Annotated in this window: 18 protein-coding genes; 6 read left to right on the forward strand and 12 right to left on the reverse strand. The window is 70.7% G+C overall.

Translation table 11 applies throughout. The features are described from left to right. Nucleotides 1-5: 5 nt before the first annotated feature. A complete protein-coding gene (locus RGI145_RS04510; protein WP_156878435.1) occupies nt 6-452 on the reverse strand; it encodes a hypothetical protein in 447 nt (148 codons plus the stop codon). A 49-nt stretch (nt 453-501) separates the two neighbouring features. On the opposite strand from RGI145_RS04510, the gene RGI145_RS04515 reads away from it, so the two are divergent. The 4 genes from RGI145_RS04515 (at nt 502) to RGI145_RS04530 (ending at nt 3284) form a co-directional block, all read left to right on the forward strand. Then, on the forward strand, nt 502-1233 hold the full coding sequence (locus RGI145_RS04515; RefSeq protein ID WP_075797411.1) for a phosphatidylserine decarboxylase: 732 nt from the start codon (nt 502-504) through the stop codon (nt 1231-1233). Next, nucleotides 1230-2114: a CDP-alcohol phosphatidyltransferase family protein gene (locus RGI145_RS04520; RefSeq protein ID WP_075797412.1), complete on the forward strand. Its 885-nt coding sequence runs from the start codon at nt 1230-1232 to the stop codon at nt 2112-2114. Before RGI145_RS04515 ends, RGI145_RS04520 begins: the two co-directional genes overlap by 4 nt. Nucleotides 2115-2258: 144 nt before the next feature. After that, nucleotides 2259-2627 carry a hypothetical protein gene (locus tag RGI145_RS04525; protein ID WP_075797413.1) on the forward strand — a complete coding sequence of 123 codons (369 nt, stop codon included), beginning with the start codon at nt 2259-2261 and terminating at the stop codon, nt 2625-2627. Nucleotides 2628-2744: 117 nt separating this feature from the next. After that, nucleotides 2745-3284: a GNAT family N-acetyltransferase gene (locus RGI145_RS04530; protein WP_075797414.1), complete on the forward strand. Its 540-nt coding sequence runs from the start codon at nt 2745-2747 to the stop codon at nt 3282-3284. Here RGI145_RS04530 and RGI145_RS04535 read toward each other — a convergent pair. Beyond that, complete coding sequence (locus RGI145_RS04535) at nt 3256-4482, reverse strand: hypothetical protein (protein WP_075797415.1); 1227 nt, start codon at nt 4480-4482, stop codon at nt 3256-3258. The genes RGI145_RS04530 and RGI145_RS04535 overlap by 29 nt on opposite strands. Nucleotides 4483-4486: 4 nt before the next feature. Then, entirely contained in the window at nt 4487-5218 is a 732-nt protein-coding gene (locus tag RGI145_RS04540; protein WP_075797416.1) for a dienelactone hydrolase family protein, read from the reverse strand. Nucleotides 5219-5381: 163 nt separating this feature from the next. On the opposite strand from RGI145_RS04540, the gene RGI145_RS04545 reads away from it, so the two are divergent. Then, entirely contained in the window at nt 5382-5879 is a 498-nt protein-coding gene (locus RGI145_RS04545) for a flavin reductase (protein ID WP_075797417.1), read from the forward strand. 122 nt (nt 5880-6001) lie between these two features. On the opposite strand, the gene RGI145_RS04550 is transcribed toward RGI145_RS04545, so the two are convergent. Together RGI145_RS04550 and RGI145_RS04555 are read right to left on the reverse strand one after the other, a co-directional pair. Further along, nucleotides 6002-6901, reverse strand: coding sequence for a hypothetical protein (locus tag RGI145_RS04550; RefSeq protein WP_075797418.1), 900 nt, complete (start codon nt 6899-6901; stop codon nt 6002-6004). Nucleotides 6902-7297: 396 nt separating this feature from the next. Beyond that, nucleotides 7298-8419: a branched-chain amino acid ABC transporter substrate-binding protein gene (locus RGI145_RS04555; protein WP_075797419.1), complete on the reverse strand. Its 1122-nt coding sequence runs from the start codon at nt 8417-8419 to the stop codon at nt 7298-7300. A 291-nt stretch (nt 8420-8710) separates the two neighbouring features. Between RGI145_RS04555 and RGI145_RS04560 the strand changes: the two genes are divergently transcribed. Continuing rightward, the gene (locus tag RGI145_RS04560) at nt 8711-10825 is read left to right on the forward strand and encodes a catalase (RefSeq protein WP_075797420.1); all 2115 of its coding nucleotides are present in this window, start codon (nt 8711-8713) and stop codon (nt 10823-10825) included. A gap of 56 nt (nt 10826-10881) precedes the next feature. Here the strand turns inward: RGI145_RS04560 and RGI145_RS04565 are convergent, their stop codons facing one another. From RGI145_RS04565 to cysQ, 7 genes are all read right to left on the reverse strand, one after another. Beyond that, the gene (locus RGI145_RS04565; RefSeq protein WP_456316115.1) at nt 10882-11589 is read right to left on the reverse strand and encodes an ABC transporter ATP-binding protein; all 708 of its coding nucleotides are present in this window, start codon (nt 11587-11589) and stop codon (nt 10882-10884) included. After that, the gene (locus tag RGI145_RS04570) at nt 11586-12413 is read right to left on the reverse strand and encodes an ABC transporter ATP-binding protein (RefSeq protein ID WP_075797422.1); all 828 of its coding nucleotides are present in this window, start codon (nt 12411-12413) and stop codon (nt 11586-11588) included. Before RGI145_RS04570 ends, RGI145_RS04565 begins: the two co-directional genes overlap by 4 nt. Beyond that, nucleotides 12410-13870 carry a high-affinity branched-chain amino acid ABC transporter permease LivM gene (livM, locus tag RGI145_RS04575; RefSeq protein WP_237183205.1) on the reverse strand — a complete coding sequence of 487 codons (1461 nt, stop codon included), beginning with the start codon at nt 13868-13870 and terminating at the stop codon, nt 12410-12412. Before livM ends, RGI145_RS04570 begins: the two co-directional genes overlap by 4 nt. Next, complete coding sequence (locus RGI145_RS04580; RefSeq protein WP_075797423.1) at nt 13867-14781, reverse strand: ABC transporter permease subunit; 915 nt, start codon at nt 14779-14781, stop codon at nt 13867-13869. The genes livM and RGI145_RS04580 overlap by 4 nt, the downstream gene beginning before the upstream one ends. A gap of 164 nt (nt 14782-14945) precedes the next feature. Further along, the gene (locus RGI145_RS04585; RefSeq protein WP_075797424.1) at nt 14946-15338 is read right to left on the reverse strand and encodes a hypothetical protein; all 393 of its coding nucleotides are present in this window, start codon (nt 15336-15338) and stop codon (nt 14946-14948) included. 78 nt (nt 15339-15416) lie between these two features. Continuing rightward, a complete protein-coding gene (locus RGI145_RS04590; protein ID WP_075797425.1) occupies nt 15417-16415 on the reverse strand; it encodes an L-threonylcarbamoyladenylate synthase in 999 nt (332 codons plus the stop codon). Next, on the reverse strand, nt 16412-17215 hold the full coding sequence (gene cysQ, locus RGI145_RS04595; protein WP_075799836.1) for a 3'(2'),5'-bisphosphate nucleotidase CysQ: 804 nt from the start codon (nt 17213-17215) through the stop codon (nt 16412-16414). The genes RGI145_RS04590 and cysQ overlap by 4 nt, the downstream gene beginning before the upstream one ends. Nucleotides 17216-17287: the final 72 nt, after the last annotated feature.

The raw sequence follows: 17287 nt of genomic DNA on the forward strand, positions 1-17287 counted from the left end.
GTGCCTCATCTCACCGATTCGCCAAGCGGCGCGGGGATGTCCAGGCCTTCCAGCCGCGCATCCATCTGCAGGGCGAACTGCACCATCCCGGTCAGCACGGTGAGCATGCCGGGCGGGGCGACGGGCGCGGCCGAGGCCTGCAGCCAGAGCCGGTGCGTGGGATCGAGGCGCAGATCCCAGCCCTGCGGCATCTCGCCGGAAAGCCGCTCCAGCCGCGCGAACACGGCCTGGCGGCGGGAGCGCCCCTCGGCGGAGGACGGGATGCCGCCCAGTTCCACCAGGAATTCGAGGGCGCCGCCGGCCAGCCGCAGATGGACCGGCCGGCCGCGCCACCGGAAATGGAAGCGGGGCGGCGGCCGCCCGGCGGCAGGCTGCATCCGGCCATCGCGGGAGATCGCGTAGCGTCCGAGATCGAGGAGGTCAGGGGCGGGGGACGGGGGCGGGGGCGGCATGCCGCCCAGGGTTGTCCGGACGTGATGAACAGATCATAAGCGCAGCATCATGTCCCTCATCCAAAGCGTGAAAATGGTGCTGGCGCCGCCGCACCCGGCGGGCCGGCCCTTCATCTATATCGGCCTCGGCGTGGCGGTGATCGGGGGCATGGCCCTCGGGAACTGGCTGTTCTGGCTCGCCCTGCTGTTCACGGCTTTCTGCCTGTACTTCTTCCGCGATCCGGAGCGCGTCCCGCCGCCCAGGCCGGGGCTGCTGGTCGCGCCCGCCGACGGCACGGTGGTCTCGGTTGCCCCCGCCGTGCCGCCCCTGGAACTCGGCCTGGGGGATACGCCGCGCTGGCGCGTGGCGATCTTCCTGTCCGTGCTCAACGTGCATGTGAACCGTTCCCCCGCCGAGGGCGTTGTCACCCGGATCGCCTACCGGCCCGGCAAGTTCCTCAATGCCAGCCTGGACAAGGCGAGCGAGGACAATGAACGGAACGCCATCGCCATGCGGCTGGAGGACGGGCGGCAGATCGCCGTGGTGCAGATCGCGGGCCTCATCGCGCGGCGCATCCTGTGCGGCGTGCGGGAAGGCTCCAGCCTGATGGCGGGCGAGCGCTTCGGCATCATCCGCTTCGGCAGCCGCACCGACCTCTATCTGCCGGAAGGCGTCCGCCCCCTCGTGGCGGTGGGCCAGACCATGGTGGGCGGCGAAACGGTGATCGCCGACCTGTCGCAGCCGCGCCCGCGCGAGGTCGTGGCCGGCTCCGACCCCGACGCCGTCTCGGGGGTGGGATGAACACGGCGCGGCGCTTCCGCCTCGCCGCGCGGCGGCGCCCGCGCTTCCAGGGGCTGAGCTTCAACCGCCTGCTGCCGAACATCCTGACGATGATCGGCCTCTGCGTCGGGCTGAACGCCATCCGCCTCGCCTTCGAAGGACGCTGGCCGGCGGCGGTGGCGCTGATCGTGGTGGCCGCCTTCATCGACGGTATCGACGGCCGCCTCGCCCGCCTGCTGAAGGCCACCAGCCGCTTCGGCGCGGAATTCGACAGCCTGTCGGATTTCGTCTGCTTCGGCGTGGCCCCGGGGCTGATCCTCTATCTCTGGTCGCTCGACGGCGCGCGCGGGGTGGGCTTCATCCCCTGCGTGCTCTTCGCGGTCTGCATGGCGCTGCGGCTGGCGCGGTTCAACGCCGCCATCGACATCGGTCCGGTGGTGACCGCCAAGGGTGTCATGCCGCCGCCGCCGAAGCCTGCCTATGCGCAGTCCTTCTTCACCGGTGTGCCGGCCCCCGCCGGCGCCGGGCTGGCGCTCTTCCCGGTCTTCGCCTCGCTCTCCTTCCACGAGTGGGGCATGACCGGCATGGCCGCCTTCCTGCGCCATCCGCTCTTCGTGGCGATCGTGCTGGTGCTGGTGGCCGGGCTGCTGGTCAGCACCCTGCCGACCTGGAGCTTCAAGAACTTCAAGATCCCGCGCGAGGCGGTCCTGCCGCTGCTGCTGGGCGCGGCGGCCTATGCGGCGCTGCTGGTCACCGAGCCCTGGGCGGCGATCGCGGCGGCCGGGCTGATCTATGTCTCGCTCCTGCCCTTCTCGATCCGCTCCTACCAGCGCCTGAAGCGCGAGGCGGAGGAGATGCGCCACCCGGACCCCGTGTCCGGTCCGGGCGTGGAACAGGGCTGATCCCGCCGCGCGCCCTTGCCCGGCGCGCGGCCGTTCCCCGCAAGGTGAGCCGCCTGTCCGGAGCTTCATGAAACGCGTGCGTCCCCCGGCGGCGTTCCTCCGCTGACAGAAGCTCCTGTCGGCTAGGAACTGGATCCCCTCTCCATGGTCACCTGGAAGAACGCCCTCGCCACCACGGCGGCCACGCTGGCGCTCGGTGCCGTGCTATCCGTCGCCCCGATCGCCGCCCATGCGGCCACCACGCCCAGTGCCAGCGGCCAGTCACAGATGCCGGGCCATGGCAAGATGTCCCACCACCGCATGTCCCGCTCCGGGATGCATGGCCAGCAATCCGCCTCATCCGACGATTCGGCGGCGGACCGCCTGAACGCGGAGAGCCTGCAACGCGCCCGGGGCGGCCAGAATTCGCCCTCCGGCATGTCGGACACCACCTCCGGCCTGAACAACATGAGCGGCCGGGACGCACAGCGGGGCATGAACACCGGCTCCCAGCCCATGGTTCCCTTCCGCTGAGCATGGGCGCCTCCGGCTTACGCCGGACATGGACGACAACGGCACCTGTCCGAAGGGACCGGTGCCGTTTCGTCATCTGGGTCTCCAGCGGGACCAATCCGTTATAGCTTTGGGGCCATGGAATTCCTGACCCTCCGGACCCGCCTTCGCCGCTGGCGGGCAGAAGACCGGCCAGCCTTCTTCGCGCTCAATGCTGAACCGGAGGTAAGGCGCCATCTCCCGCCCCTGACACGGCCGGAATCGGATGCCATGCTCGACCGAATCGACCAGCACTTCGCGGAACATGGCTGGGGTGCCTGGGCGGTGGAGGAACGGGCTTCGGGACAACTGATCGGCCTCTGCGGCTTGGCGCATGTCCGGTGGGAGGCTCCCTTCACCCCGGCCGTGGAGATCGCCTGGCGCTTCACTGCCTCCCGCCACGGGCAGGGTCTGGCGCGGGAGGCCGCGGAACAGGTGTTGGATGCGGGGTTCGGCCCGCTTGGGCTGGATCGGATCGTGGCTTTTACCGTGCCCGCCAACACCGCCTCCTGGGGCTTGATGGAACGGCTCGGCATGCAGCGGATTGGCGGCTTCGGCCATCCCCGGCTGGAGCCGGAGCATCCGCTGCACCACCATCTGCTCTACGAGATCAGGGCGGGGGAGCGTCGAAGGGGCTGACATCCAGCGCGGCCAGCACCGCCCAGCCATTCGCCGCCAGATGCCCGCGCCGCGGGTAAAGGAAAGGGATCTCCCCGTTGTAGAATCCGGTGGTGAGCCAGGGGACGGTCGCCGCCCTGACCCAGCCCGCCGCGTCCCGCTCGCGCAGCACGGTTCGCAGGAAGCGCTCTGCCAGTGCCGCATCACCCTGGCGGCGCAGCAGCAAGGCGGCCTGGGCCGTCCCCTCCAGCCAGATCCCGTCGCGATCGGTGTTGAAGTCCAGCCCCTCCAGCTCCCGCGCCGGGGCGCCGCCCGGCAGGCCGTGCCGCGCCAGGACCCAGTCCAGCGCCGGGGCGAAGCGCGGTTCCCGGAAGGCCAGGAGCGGCCAGAGATTGGCATCCACCGCCGAATCCTCGTTCACCTCGCCCTGTGGCGTCAGCCCGGCGGCGAAGCGCCCCTCGGCCGGGCGCCAGAGGCCGCGCACGAATCCGGCAGCCTTCGCGGCAGCGTCGTGCCGGCCCAGCCGCGCGAAGGCCACGGCGAGGTCCAAGTTCTGCTCGGTCGAGAGCCAGGCCTGCCGCTCCGGCTGCGGTTCATGCCCCAGCGTGCCGCCGGTGAAGCCCCGGGGCGCCACGCAGTCCCGCCCCACCCAGTCGGCGGCCCGTTCCGCCGCGGCGCGGAAGGCGGCATAGCCGGGGGAGGCGGCCAGGGCGGTCCAGAGCAGCATCGCGAAGGCGACGGGACCGCTGGCCGAGCCCGCCGCATAGCCATCCTCGATCCAGCGGCCGGAGGCGGTGTCCCACCAGCCGGGCGGCCGGGCGCTGGCCGGGGCATCGGGCACCTGCCGGCCGGCGGCATAGGCGTTGCGCAGCCGCCCATCCGTCCAGAACCGGTCCTGGGACTGGGCGAGGCGCAGCCCCTCCGCCAGACGGGCGGCCGGCGCCAATTCGCCCGCCGCCAGCAAAGCGAGGCCCGCGACGGCATTGTCATAGGTATAGGCCACCTCGGCATGGCTGCGGTCGAAGGCCTCGCCGCCATCGGTGACATAGGACTTGAGCAGGCCCGGTCCGCCCAGCGCCTGCGCCGCCGCGCGGATGGGGGCGAGCAGCGCCGGCACGGCCTCCCGGAAGAAGCCGTCGCCCTCGGCGCCAGCAGCGGTGCCGGCACCAAGGGCGGCCCCCGCCAGCGACAGGGCGAGGCGCCGCCGGTTCAGCACCATGGCCTCAGGCGAGGCAGCGCTGCAGCAACTCGGCGCTGCGGCCATTGGCGATGGTGGCGGCCAGGCCGTCCCAGGAATGGCCCCCCATGCGGGCGAAGGCATGGTCCACGCCGGGATAGGTATAGGCGGTGGCGGTCGGGTGCCCGTCCAGCATGGCGCGGATCTTCTCCTGCGCCTCCGGCGGCACGAAGCGGTCCTTCTCGGCGATGTGCAGGATCAGCGGCTTGCTGATCTTCTGCGCCGCGCCCAGCAGCCCGTCGAGGCCCACGCCGTAATAGGAGATGTTGCAATCGGCGTCGGATTCCAGCGCCATCATCGTGGCCAGCCGCCCGCCCAGGCAGAAGCCCATCGTCCCCGCCTTGCCGTTGGCGCCCTCCATCCTCCGCGCCACCTCCAGCGTGGCCTTGAGGTCCTCGACGCCCTTCTGCTGGTCGAAGGCGTTCATCAGCTCGAAGGCGCGCTGCCACTCCTTCTCGGAGCCGTCGGTCAGCTCCACGCCCGGCTCCAGGCGCCAGAACAGGTCGGGCGAGATGGCCAGGAAACCCATATCCGCCACCCATTCGCAGAGCGCGCGCATGGCGTGGTTCACCCCGAAGATCTCCTGGATCATCACCACCGCGCCCAAAGGCTCCTCCCGCCCCGTGGGGCGCGCGACATAGGCGCCGAAGCCGCCGCTGCCGTCGGTCGCCTGGATGGTGGTGGTGCCGGTGGCGATTCCCCTGGTGTTTTCGGCCATCTGTGGCTTCCCCTTCCGTGAATCTCCCGCCAGGGTAGCCGGTATTGCGCCGCGATGCAGGACACCCCTCGTTCACGCTGACGCGGCCACCCATCTGTCCCTGGACAGGGCCCCCGTGCCTCGACCGGGACCATGCGACCCTGCGGTCACGGGAGACTTCGCCATGGATGCCCTCCGCACACAGTTCCGGGACGCCATGTCGCGGCTGGGCGCCGCGGTGAACATCATCACCACCGCGGGCCCGGCGGGCCGCGCCGGCTTCACCGCCAGCGCGGTCTGCAGCGTGACGGACGACCCCGCCATGCTCCTGGTCTGCGTCAACCGCAGCAGCCGCGCCTATCCCTATGTCATCCAGAACGGCGTGATGTGCGTGAACGTGCTGGGCGGGCCGCATCGTCCGGTCTCGGACAGCTTCGCCGGCTTCACCACCACCACCATGGACGAACGCTTCGGCACGGGGAGCTGGACGGTGCTCTCGACCGGCGCGCCAGCCCTGGAAGGAGCCTCCGCGGCGGTGGACTGCGTGATCGAGGATGTGGTGGAGAAGGGCACCCACAGCGTGCTGTTCGGCACGGTGAAGGCCATCGCACTCGGCCATTCGGAATCCGGCCTGATCTGGTGGGGACGCGACTACCGCGTCGTCGGCACCGAGCTGGCCTGACCGTTCCGGCCGGAGCCCGACATGAAGACGCCAGGACCTCGCGGTCCTGGCGCCCTCGTTGATCGCAACGCGCCCGGGGGAAGGCCCTGCGGCGCCGGGGGCCGCCGCAGGAACTCCCGGGATCAGGCGTAGCGACGATCCGTAATGCCGACGATCTCTCGCACACCCATCCGGGCGCCCAGGATCGCGGCGAAGGCACCCAGGATCAGCGTCGCGAAGATCCAGAAGGCGCCCACGGCGGTGCCGGTCGCCGCGGCATTGGCCGCCTCGCGGGCCTTCTGCTCCGCCTCGGCGGCCGTCTGCCTCGCCTGCTGCTCGTACTGCTGCACGCGCTGCGCCGCCTCCTGCTCGGAGATGCCGGCCTGGGCCGCGACGAGCTGGTTCAGCCGCGTCCGCTGGCCGTCGTTCAGGTTGCCCTGGGTGATGCCCTGGCCGACGATCGAAGCGATCTCCGCGGCGCGCTGGTCGCCGTTCATGGCGCTCACGTCATTGGGCCGGGACAGCGCCTGGCTGGCACGGTTGACCAGGGCCTGCTGGTCCACCTGCGGCGTGGCCTGGGCGGCCGTCTGCGCCGCGGAGGAGACGGCACGGCCCGCGCCGCCGAGAAGGGAGCCGACCGCATTGCCCGCGGTATGGGCGACACCCGAGACGGCGCTGCCCAGCAGCACGGCGGAAACCAGGAAGGCGCTGGCCCAGGTGGCCAGCCCGTGCAGGGCGGCATCGCGCTTGTCGGCCGTGCCGGAAAGCCGCGCCGCCACATAGCCGCCGGCGACCAGGCCCAGCAGGTTGGCGACGACCAGCCAAATGCTGGCGGCGATGCCGAAGCTCGACGCATCCGGAGTGCTGCGGTCCACGGCATTGATCGTCGTGGCGCCCACGGCGATGCCCAGGATGTTCAGCGTGGCGCCGACGGCGATGGCGACCAGGGCGCCGGCCAGGATGGCGCCCCAGGCGGTGCGTGGGAACAGGGCGGGTGCCCCTTCGGGCACGGCGAGGTCAGGGGTAGTGGTCTGGTAGGACATTGTTGTGTTCCGGCGTTCGTGTTCCACCGCTGGAACGCCACCCCGACACATCGGTTTGCGAGGGGTTTGCACGCCGTACGTGTTTGTGGCGGGCCGGTCACACCATGACGGACGGGTCGGAGAGGGAGGGCCGGTCCGGAGCCGGTGCCACGGGGGCCAGACAGCAGAAAGGCCCCGGAGCTTTCGCCCCGGGGCCTCGCATTGCGCATGCCGTCATCCGGCAGGCGAAAAACTCAGAATCCCGCCCCGATCATGGCGTGAGCAGTGATCCCGGTCGCGCAGCGGAGTTCCGGCTGGGTGCAATGAGACACTGGATCACCTCCTTTCGTTTGTTGAAGACAGAAGCCGATGTGGGGAGGGCGCGCGGGCGCCACAAGACCCGCCCCAGCCCCGTTCTCACATCTGGGCGTAGTTGCCGTCCTTCCAGACATAGAAGACATAGTCGGCCACGGTCGGGTCGCCCTTGCTGTCAAAGCTGGTCTCGCCCAACACCGACTTCCACGGGCCGCCGGACTTCAGCGCCTGCGCCACCTTCTGCGGGTCGGCGGTCTTCGCCTTCTCCGCCGCATCGGCCCAGATCTGCACCGCCGCATAGGTATAGAGCGTGTAGCCTTCCGGATCGATGTTACGGGCCTTGAAGCGGGCCACCACGGGGGCCGCGGCAGGGCGGGTGCGGATATCGGGGGCGAAGGTCATCAGCGTGCCCTCGCCCGCCGGGCCGGTGATCTGCCAGAACTCGTTGGTCACCAGCGCATCGCCGCCGATCAGGGTGACCTGCATGCCCTGCTCCTTGGCCTGGCGCAGGATCTTGCCGGACTCGGTGTGGTAGCCGCCGACATAGATCACCGCGATATTGGCCGCCTTCAGGCGGGAAACGATGGCGCTGTAGTCCGGCTCGCCCGGCGTATAGGCGGCATAGAGCGCCTCGTTCACCCCGGCGGCGTTCAGCGCCTTCTTGGTCTCGTCCGCCAGGCCTTTCCCATAGGCCGAGTTGTCATGGAGGATGGCGATCGGCTTGCCCTTGAAGTTCGCAGCGATGTACTTGCCGGCCACGGCGCCCTGCTGGTCGTCCCGCCCGCAGACGCGGAAGGTGTTCCAGCTCCCCTTGTCCGTATAGACCGGGTTGGTCGAGCCGGGGCTGATCTGCAGCACCCCTTCCTCGCCATAGACCTTGCTCGCCGGGATCGAGGAGCCGGAGCAGAAATGCCCGGCCACCAGCTTCACCTGCCGCCCGGCCATCTGGTTGGCCACCGAGACCGCCTGGCGCGGGTCGCAGGCATCGTCGCCCAGCTCCAGCGCCAGCTTCTGGCCCAGCACGCCGCCGGCGGCGTTGATGTCGGTCACCGCCTGTTCCGCGCCGTTGCGCATCTGCGCGCCGAAGGCGGCGTACTGGCCGGTCAGCGGCCCGACCGTGGCGACGCGCAGGGGGGCGCCCTGGGCACGGCCGACACGGCTTCCGAGGATGGCGGGCGCGGCGAGGGCCGCCCCGAGAAGGACGCGGCGTTGGACGGTGAGCATGCTTGCCTGGACTCCGCTGGCCACGGGCCCGGGAGCCGGGCCGTTGTCATGGAAGCCTAAAGCGTGAAGCGCATGGCAGCCAAGCGGGCGTTTGCGCGCCGGACGAGTGCCGGAGACCGGCGGCGGCCCTGGGCATGGCCCGGGCCGCCGGCGCTGCCGCCCGGGGGTGCAAGTTCGCGTGACAGAGTGGTTTGCCATCCGACGCTTCGTGGTGGCGCGCCGTTACAGCGGGGAGAAGGGTGCGCCCGCAGGCGGCAGCACCCCGTCCGATGTCGAGTGCGGAGTAGAATCATGGCTTCCAATCCCCGGAACGAGTACCAGCCTGTGCAACTGGGCGACCAGGAGATCCTGCGGGGGCAGGGGGGGGAGACCCATCAGGTCGCGGGCGATGGTGTCGAGACCCTGACGACGCAGCAGGGCATCCCGGTTTCCGACGACCAGAACACGCTGAAGATCGGCGCGCGCGGACCCTCGCTGCTGGAGGATTTCCACTTCCGCGAGAAGATCTTCCACTTCGACCATGAGCGCATCCCGGAGCGCGTGGTGCATGCGCGCGGCTTCGGCGTCCATGGCTATTTCGAGCCGACGGAATCCCTGGCCGACATCACCGCAGCGGACCTGTTCCAGCGGCCGGGCGAGAAGGTGCCGGTCTTCGTGCGCTTCTCCACCGTGGCGGGCAACAAAGGCTCCGCCGACCTGGCCCGCGACGTGCGCGGCTTCGCGGTGAAGTTCTATACCAAGGAAGGCAACTGGGATCTCGTCGGCAACAACATCCCCGTCTTCTTCATCCAGGACGCGATCAAGTTCCCCGACCTGATCCATGCCGCGAAGCAGGAGCCCGACCGGGGCTTCCCCCAGGCGCAGACGGCGCATGACAATTTCTGGGACTTCGCCTCGCTCAGTCCGGAGGCCACCCACATGCTGATGTGGATCATGTCCGACCGGGCCATCCCCCGCTCCTTCCGCTTCATGGAGGGCTTCGGCGTCCACAGCTTCCGCTTCGTCAACGCGGAAGGGAAGTCCACCTATGTGAAGTTCCATTGGAAGCCGAAGCTGGGCCTGCAATCGGTGATGTGGAACGAGGCGCTGAAGATCAACGGCGCCGATCCGGATTTCCATCGCCGTGACCTGTGGAGTGCGATCCAGGCCGGGGATTTCCCGGAATGGGAGCTGGGCGTGCAGCTCTTCGACGACGACTTCGCGGAGAAGTTCGAGTTCGACATCCTGGACGCCACCAAGATCATCCCCGAGGAGCAGGTGCCGGTCCGCATCGTCGGCCGCATGGTCCTGGACCGCACGGTGGACAACTTCTTCGCCGAGACGGAGCAGGTGGCCTTCTGCACGCAGAACGTCGTGCCGGGCATCGACTTCACCAACGACCCGCTGCTGCAGGGGCGCAACTTCTCCTATCTCGACACGCAGCTGAAGCGGCTCGGCGGCCCCAACTTCACCCATATCCCCGTCAACGCGCCGAAGACCCAGGTCTGCAACTTCCAGCAGGACGGGCACATGGCGATGCGGAACCCCAAGGGCCGCGCCAATTACGAGCCCAATTCCTGGGGTGCCCAGGGCGGCCCGCGCGAGGACCCGAAGCGCGGCTTCCGTAGCTTTCCGTCCCAGGAGCAGGGCGAGAAGCGGCGCATCCGGGCCGAGCTCTTCGCCGACCATTTCAGCCAGGCCGTCCAGTTCTACCGCAGCCAGACGCCGACGGAGCAGACCCACATCAAGGATGCCTTCGTCTTCGAGCTGAGCAAAGTCGAGACCCCCGCCATCCGCGCCCGCATGGTCGCCAACCTGCGGAACGTGGACGAGGACCTGGCCATGAAGGTGGCCGAGGGGCTGCGGCTGGAGCCGATGCCGGAAGCGGCACCGCCCGCCCGGCCGGTGATCAGGGACCTGCCGCCCTCGCCGTCGCTCAGCATCATCCAGAACGGCCCCAAGAGCTTCAAGGGACGCAAGCTGGGCATCCTGGCGAGCGACGGGGCGGATGCGAAGCTGCTCCAGGCGCTGATGGCGGCCGCTCAGGCGGAGGGCGCCATGGTGGAGCTGGTCGCGCCGCAGGTCGGCGGGATCGTGGACAGCGCGGGCACCCGGCACGAGGCGCAGCAGAAGGTCAATGGCGGCCCTTCCGTGCTCTATGACGCGGTGGCGGTGGTGCTGTCCGAGGAAGGGGCGAAGCTGCTTTCCAAGGAAGCCACGGCGAAGGACTTCGTCAGCGACGCCTTCGCCCACGCCAAGTTCATCGCGCACAGCGCCGAGGCGAAGCCGCTGCTGGAGAAGGCCGGCATCGACAAGCCCGATGGCGGGGTGATCGCGCTCGGCGGGAAGGCGGATGCGGCGGCCTTCCTCAAGGCCTGCGGCGATCTCCGCTTCTGGCAGCGCGAGCCGGAGGTCCACGCGGTCTGACAGGCCGGCTCCAGGGCGGACGGCAATCCCGCCCTGGAGCCGTACCGCGGGGGCCTTCAGCCGCCCAGATAGGCTTCCCGCACCTCCGGCCGTGCCAGCAGGGCGCGGCCGGTATCCTCCATGGTGATCCGACCGTTCACCAGCACATAGCCGCGATGGGCGAGGCGGAGCGCCTGGTTGGCGTTCTGCTCCACCAGCAGCACCGTCAGCCCCTCCGTCTCGTTCAGCATGCGGATGGCATCGAAGATCCCGCGCACGATCAGCGGCGCGAGGCCGAGCGAGGGCTCGTCCAGCAGCAGCAGCCGGGGTTGCGCCATCAGCGCCCGGGCGATGGCCAGCATCTGCTGCTCGCCGCCCGAAAGCGTGCCGCCTCGCTGCGCCTCCCGCTCCTTGAGACGCGGAAAGAGCTGGAAGGCCCGCACCATGCCCGGCTCCGGATCGTGCCCGAACTGCTGCGCGCCCATCAGCAGGTTCTCCCGCACGCTCATGCGCGGGAAGATCCGCCGCCCCTCCGGCGACTGCGCGATGCCCAGCCGCACCACCTCATGCGTCGGCAGGCCGGTAATGTCCGTGCCATTGAACAGGATCCGCCCGGAGCGCGCCTGGGGCGACCCGCAGATCGTCATCAGCAGCGTGGACTTGCCGGCGCCGTTGGCGCCGATCAGGGCCACGATCTCCCCCTGGTTCACACGGATGGTGACATCGTTCAGCGCGCGCACCGCGCCATAGGCGGCGGAGACGCCGTGCAGCTCCAGCATGCTCACGCCGCGTGTTCCTCCTCGCCTTCCTCGCCCTCGCCGAGATAGGCGGCGATCACCGCCGGATCGCGGCGCACCGCCAGCGGCACGTCGTCGGCGATCAGCTTGCCATGGTCCAGCACCACCACGCGGTCGGAGATGCCCATCACCACGCCCATGTCATGCTCGATCAACAGCACCGTGCAGCCGGTCTCCTTGATCCGCCGCACCAGCCGGGCGAGCTCCTCGCTTTCGCGCGGGTTGAGCCCCGCCGCCGGTTCGTCAAGGCAGAGCAGGGAGGGGTTGGTGCACATGGCCCGCGCGATCTCCAGCCGCCGCTGGTCGCCATAGGGCAGGGCGCCCGCCGGCTCGTCGGCGCGGGCCAGCAGGCCGGTCTCCTCCAGCCAGTGCGTGGCCAGCCCGATTGCCTCCCGTTCCGCCTTCGGATAGCGCGACAGGCCCAGCACCGCGCCGATGCCGAAGCCGGTGGCTGCCATCAGCGTGTTGTGCTGCGCCACCAGCAGGTTCTCCAGCACCGTCATGCCGGCGAAGAGGCGGATGTTCTGGAAGGTCCGCGCCACCCCGGCCCGGGCGATGCGATGCCCCGCCAGCCGGTGCAGCGCCTCCGTTCCCGTGTCGCGGTGCAGGCGGATGGTGCCGGAACTCGGCCGGTAGAAGCCGGTGATGCAGTTGAAGCAGGTGGTTTTGCCGGCGCCGTTGGGGCCGATCAGCGCCGTGATCTGCCCGCGCCGCGCCTGGAAGGAGACGTCGCCCACGGCGGTCAGCCCGCCGAAGCGCATGGTCAGCCCCTCGACCTCCAGGATCGGGGGCGCTTCCGTGGTTCCGCTCATCCCCGGCCCTCCCCGACCAGATCGCCCGAGATGGCGCGCGCCTTGCCGAGCGAGACGGTGGGCCTGCGGGTCGAGACGAGGCCGCGCGGGCGCCAGACCATGATGGTCACCATGGCGATGCCGAAGACCAGCATCCGCCATTCCTGCAGGTCGCGGAACACCTCGAAGCCGCCGATCATCACCAGCGCGGCGATGGCCACGCCGAGCTGCGAGCCCAGCCCGCCCAGCACCACGATGGCGAGGATGATGGCGCTCTCGATGAAGGTGAAGCTTTCCGGGCTGACGAAGGCCTGCCGCGTGGCGAAGAAGGCGCCGGCGAAGCCGCCGAACATGGCGCCCAGCGCGAAAGCGGTCAGCTTGGTCGTGGTGATGTTGATGCCCAGCGCGCGCGCCGCGATCTCGTCCTCGCGCAGCGCCTCCCAGGCCCGGCCCAGCGGCTGGCGCCGCAGCCGCAGCGTCACCCAGTTGGTCAGCAGCGCCAGGGCGAGGATCAGGTAGTAGAGGAAGATCACCCGGTGCAGCGGCGAGGGCGTCAGGCCGAAATAGCCGGCGAAGGTATCGGGTCCGCCGCCCATGCCGAATTCCAGCCCGAAGAAGCTGGGGCGCGGGATGCCGGACAGCCCGTTCGGCCCGCCGGTGAGCGAGACCCAGTTGATCAGCACGATGCGGATGATCTCGCCGAAGGCCAGGGTCACGATGGCGAGGTAGTCGCCGCGCAGGCGCAGCACGGGAAAGCCCAGGATCACGCCCCAGAAGGCGGCGAGGATGCCGGCGAGCGGCAGGCAGATCCAGAAGCTGAGGCCGAAGTTCAGCGCCAGCAGCGCATAGGCATAGGCGCCGACCGCGTAGAAGGCGACGTAGCCGAGATCCAGCAGCCCGGCGAGGCCGACCACGATGTTCAGCCCCCAGCCCAGCATCACATAGGTCGCCACCAGCACGGCGAGGTCGAGCTCGTAGCGCCCCACGCCCGGCAGGAAGGGGAGGGCGACGCCCAGCAGGAGCAGCAGCGGCGCCACCACCCGCCCGATCCAGGAGGGCAGGCGCGGCGACCAGGCGCGCTGCGCGGCGGAGCGCCGCCGCCGGTGCCAGAGCGCCAGCAGGAAGCGCCCGGCGAAGGTGAGGGCGACGAGGATCGCCACATCCGCCCAGCGCGTGCGCAGCACGAGGCCGCCATCGCCCGGTTCCGTGCGCAGCCCGACCAGCGGCACGAAGAGGCCCAGCGCCACCAGCGCGGCCAGCACCGCCTCCCGCAGCGCGGCGCCGAGGGGCAGGGGCCGTCCGGTGGGCGGCTCGGGCGAGGCTCCGGGCAGCGGGCGCGGGATGCCGCCCGCCTCGCCCGGTGCGGGCACGCCGTCGTCCAGATGCCCGGCGCCACCGGGGCGAGGCGCGCCCGTGGCCGATCCGCCCAGCGCGGCCGCCCCGCCCGGGACGTCGTCTTCCGGCGCGTTGCCGCTCATACCTTCTCGACCTCGTGGCGGCCGAGCAGGCCGGTGGGCAGGAAGAGCAGCGTCAGCGCCAGGATCGAGAAGGCGGCGACATCCTTGTACTGCACGGAGAAATAGGCGCTCCAGAAGGTCTCGATCAGCCCGATCAGCAGCCCGCCCAGCACCGCGCCCGGCAGTGAGCCGATGCCGCCCAGCACGGCGGCGGTGAAGGCTTTCACCCCGGCCAGGAAGCCGATGTAGAAGTCGATCACGCCATAGCGCACGAGGTAGAGCGTGCCGGCCACGGCGGCGAGCGCGGCGCCGATCACGAAGGCCAGCGAGATGGTGCGGTCCACGTTCACGCCGAGCAGCGCAGCCATCTTGCGGTCCTGCTCCACCGCCCGCATGGCGCGGCCGAGCGAAGTGCGCGTCACCAGGATGGTGAAGATCGCGAGCACCACCAGCGTCACCACCATGATGGCGATCTGCACCCAGGAGATCTGCACCACGAAGCCGTTCTGCTCGAACAGGTTCAGCCCACCCGGCACCAGCGGTTCCATCGGCTTCACGCGCGCGCCCTGGCTCACCTGCACGAAGTTCTGCAGCAGGATGGACATGCCGATGGCGCTGATCAGCGGCGCCAGGCGGAAGGAGCCGCGCAAGGGACGGTAGGCCACGCGTTCCACCGTCCAGCCATAAAGGCCGGTGATGGCCATGGAGAAGACCAGTGCCAGCAGGATCGCCGCGCCGCCCGTCATCCAGCCGCCGCCCGACAGCAGCAGCAGGCCGATCAGGGCGGAGAAGGCGCCGATCATGAAGATGTCGCCATGGGCGAAGTTGATCATGCCCACGATGCCGTAGACCATCGTGTAACCCACGGCGATCAACCCGTAGATCATGCCGAGCGAGACGCCGTTCACCAGTTGCTGCAGCGCATAGGCCAAGCCCGTATCCCCCTCTGCCTTGCGGGAGAGGCTAGGCGAGGTTTGCCGGGGCTGTCATCGCCGGGACGGATCGAAGCGGGGCACCAACGGGGAATTCATCGCGAGGCCCGGCGGGCGGGTGCCTCCATAACGTTCGCGGCTGCCCCGCATCCGGGCAGGCGGCGTCATTCCCGCAGCGTCAGGGCCAGGGCGCCCTCGGCATGCGCCATGCCGCAACGTCCGTCGAGGATCAGGTCCCCCGCCCGCCGCGCCCCGGCCCGCCAGACCGCCCGCTCCCCGAGCCGGCGCGCCAGCCGGTCCCCGGGCGTCAGCAGCCAGCCCCTCACGGCCCCCAGCCGTGCCACCCCGGCGGCATCGCCGGGCGGCAGGCGGGTGATCCGGATCTCCCGTGCCGGGGGCGGCACCAGACAGGTCAGCAGGTCGTCCCCATCGGTATCCCCGCCGGCGCCGATCCAGCGGCCATGCGGCAGGCCGCGCAGGAGACCGACGGCGCCGGTGAGCAGCATCGGCCGTCCGCTCTCGATCAGCCGGCTGGCCTCGCGGGGCGTGACGATCATGCGGCGGGCTCTAGGGCGTCCATCCGCCGCTTCTGCGGCCCGGGCGGTTAAGGATGCCTTGCGCCGTTCCGCCCCGCGTCAGCCCTGGCGCGGCGCCGCCGCCCGGCGGAGCCGGTCGTTGATGGCCTCGCCGAGCCCCGCGAAGGGGACGGGCATGGCGGCGATGCCGGCGAGGCCCAGCCGCGACCCTTCCTCGTCCAGGAAGCGCAGCCCGGCGAAGAGCCGCGAGGCGGCCTCGGCCAGATCGCCGCGTTCGGAGAGGTTCCAGGCCAGGCGGGCACCGGGCAGGGGCCGGCCGAAGGCCAGCAGCGCCTCGTGCGGGTCCAGGTGCCGCGCCTCCAGCCGCACCGGCAGGCCGGGTGCGTAGTGCGAGCGCAGCATCCCCGGCGAGGGCAGGCCCTGCTGCCGCGCCAGAACCGTGAGCATCTCCTCGACCTCCTCCTCCAGCTGGGGGTCGTGGAAGGCGCCGATCACGTCCTCGATCGCCTCCACCGTGATGCCGCCGGGGCGCAGCAGGCTGGGCTGGCCGCCGGCGAGGTTCAGCACCGTGCTTTCCAGCCCGACGGCGCAGGCCCCGCCATCCAGCACCGCCGCGATGCGCCCATCGAGCCCCTGCACCACATGCTCCGCCGTGGTCGGCGAGACGCGGCCCGAGGGATTGGCCGAAGGCGCCGCGACCGGCGTTCCGGCACGGCGCAGCAGCTCCTGCGCCAGGGGATGGGCGGGCACGCGCACCGCCATGGTCTCGGTGCCGGCGGTGGTCAGCAGATCGACCTTCGAGGCGCGCCGCCGCGGCAGCACCAGGGTCAGCGGCCCCGGCCAGAAGCGTTCCGCGAGGCTGCGGGCGCGCTCGTCCGCCACCACCTCGGCAAAGGCGGATTCGGCATCGGGGAAATGGCAGATCAGCGGGTTGAAGCGCGGGCGGCCCTTGGCGGCGAAGATCCCGGCCACCGCCCGGCCGTTGCGGGCATCGGCGCCCAGGCCATAGACGGTCTCGGTGGGGAAGGCCACCAGCTCGCCCGCCCGCAGCAGCGCGGCGGCCCGGTCCATCGCCTCCGGCGTCAGGCGCTCGGTCATGACGCGGCCTGTCCCGGCGCCTCGTCCCCGCGCCCCCAGGCGATGAAGGGGCCGTTCTCGAAGCCCGGCTTGCCATAGCGGAACGGTGCCCCCGCCATGTCCAGCACCCGCCCGCCCGCGGCCTCCAGCAGGGCCTGGGCGGCGGCGGTGTCCCATTCCATGGTGCGGCCGAAGCGCGGGTAGAGATCGGCCTCGCCCTCCGCCAGCCGGCAGAACTTCAGCGCCGAGCCGCAGTTCACCACCTTCGCGACCTTGCGGCCCGCCAGGAAGGGCTCCAGCCGCGGATCGTCGCGATAGTGGTTGCTGAACATCACCGTGAGGCCCTCCTCCGGCGGGGTCCGGGCGGCGATGGCGCGGCGGCCGGCGGCGCCCTCCTTCCAGGCCAGAGCGGGCCTGCCCGCCGCCGCGACGAGGCCGCCGAAGACCTCCCCGGTGGCCGGCAGCGCCACGGCGCCGAGCAGCGCCCGGTCGCCTTCCACCAGCCCGACGCAGACGGCGAAGCTGTCGCTGCCCTGGGCGAACTCCCGCGTCCCGTCCAGCGGGTCCACCAGCCAGTAGCGATGCGCCAGCGCGGGGATGCGGCCGGCGCAGACCTCTTCCTCGGCGATCACCGGGATCTCCGGCACCGCCGCGCGCAGCCCTTCCAGGATGATGGCCTCGGCCACATGATCGGCCTCCGTCACCGGCGAATGGTCGCTCTTGCGCTCCACGGCAAAGCCGGCGGCCCGTACCGCCAGGATGGCGTCGGCGGCGGAGCGCGCCAGCCGCGCGGCCAGTTCCAGAAGCTCATGATCGGTCATCCACCGTGGATAGACCCGGGGCCGGTGCGGCGCCATACGGCAAACCACGTGGCCTCCATGGGCGGCCTCCAT

The sequence above is a fragment of the Roseomonas gilardii genome, assembly GCF_001941945.1.
Taxonomy (GTDB): Bacteria; Pseudomonadota; Alphaproteobacteria; order Acetobacterales; family Acetobacteraceae; genus Roseomonas.

Excerpts from the sequence above, each read along its gene's own strand:
- RGI145_RS04510 (WP_156878435.1), bottom strand. The coding sequence starts at position 452 with ATGCCGCCCCCGCCCCCGTCCCCCGCCCCTGACCTCCTCGATCTCGGA.
- RGI145_RS04515 (WP_075797411.1), top strand. The coding sequence starts at position 502 with ATGTCCCTCATCCAAAGCGTGAAAATGGTGCTGGCGCCGCCGCACCCG.
- RGI145_RS04520 (WP_075797412.1), top strand. The coding sequence starts at position 1,230 with ATGAACACGGCGCGGCGCTTCCGCCTCGCCGCGCGGCGGCGCCCGCGC.
- RGI145_RS04525 (WP_075797413.1), top strand. The coding sequence starts at position 2,259 with ATGGTCACCTGGAAGAACGCCCTCGCCACCACGGCGGCCACGCTGGCG.
- RGI145_RS04530 (WP_075797414.1), top strand. The coding sequence starts at position 2,745 with ATGGAATTCCTGACCCTCCGGACCCGCCTTCGCCGCTGGCGGGCAGAA.
- RGI145_RS04535 (WP_075797415.1), bottom strand. The coding sequence starts at position 4,482 with ATGGTGCTGAACCGGCGGCGCCTCGCCCTGTCGCTGGCGGGGGCCGCC.
- RGI145_RS04540 (WP_075797416.1), bottom strand. The coding sequence starts at position 5,218 with ATGGCCGAAAACACCAGGGGAATCGCCACCGGCACCACCACCATCCAG.
- RGI145_RS04545 (WP_075797417.1), top strand. The coding sequence starts at position 5,382 with ATGGATGCCCTCCGCACACAGTTCCGGGACGCCATGTCGCGGCTGGGC.
- RGI145_RS04550 (WP_075797418.1), bottom strand. The coding sequence starts at position 6,901 with ATGTCCTACCAGACCACTACCCCTGACCTCGCCGTGCCCGAAGGGGCA.
- RGI145_RS04555 (WP_075797419.1), bottom strand. The coding sequence starts at position 8,419 with ATGCTCACCGTCCAACGCCGCGTCCTTCTCGGGGCGGCCCTCGCCGCG.
- RGI145_RS04560 (WP_075797420.1), top strand. The coding sequence starts at position 8,711 with ATGGCTTCCAATCCCCGGAACGAGTACCAGCCTGTGCAACTGGGCGAC.
- RGI145_RS04570 (WP_075797422.1), bottom strand. The coding sequence starts at position 12,413 with ATGAGCGGAACCACGGAAGCGCCCCCGATCCTGGAGGTCGAGGGGCTG.
- livM (WP_237183205.1), bottom strand. The coding sequence starts at position 13,870 with ATGAGCGGCAACGCGCCGGAAGACGACGTCCCGGGCGGGGCGGCCGCG.
- RGI145_RS04585 (WP_075797424.1), bottom strand. The coding sequence starts at position 15,338 with ATGATCGTCACGCCCCGCGAGGCCAGCCGGCTGATCGAGAGCGGACGG.
- RGI145_RS04590 (WP_075797425.1), bottom strand. The coding sequence starts at position 16,415 with ATGACCGAGCGCCTGACGCCGGAGGCGATGGACCGGGCCGCCGCGCTG.
- cysQ (WP_075799836.1), bottom strand. The coding sequence starts at position 17,215 with ATGACCGATCATGAGCTTCTGGAACTGGCCGCGCGGCTGGCGCGCTCC.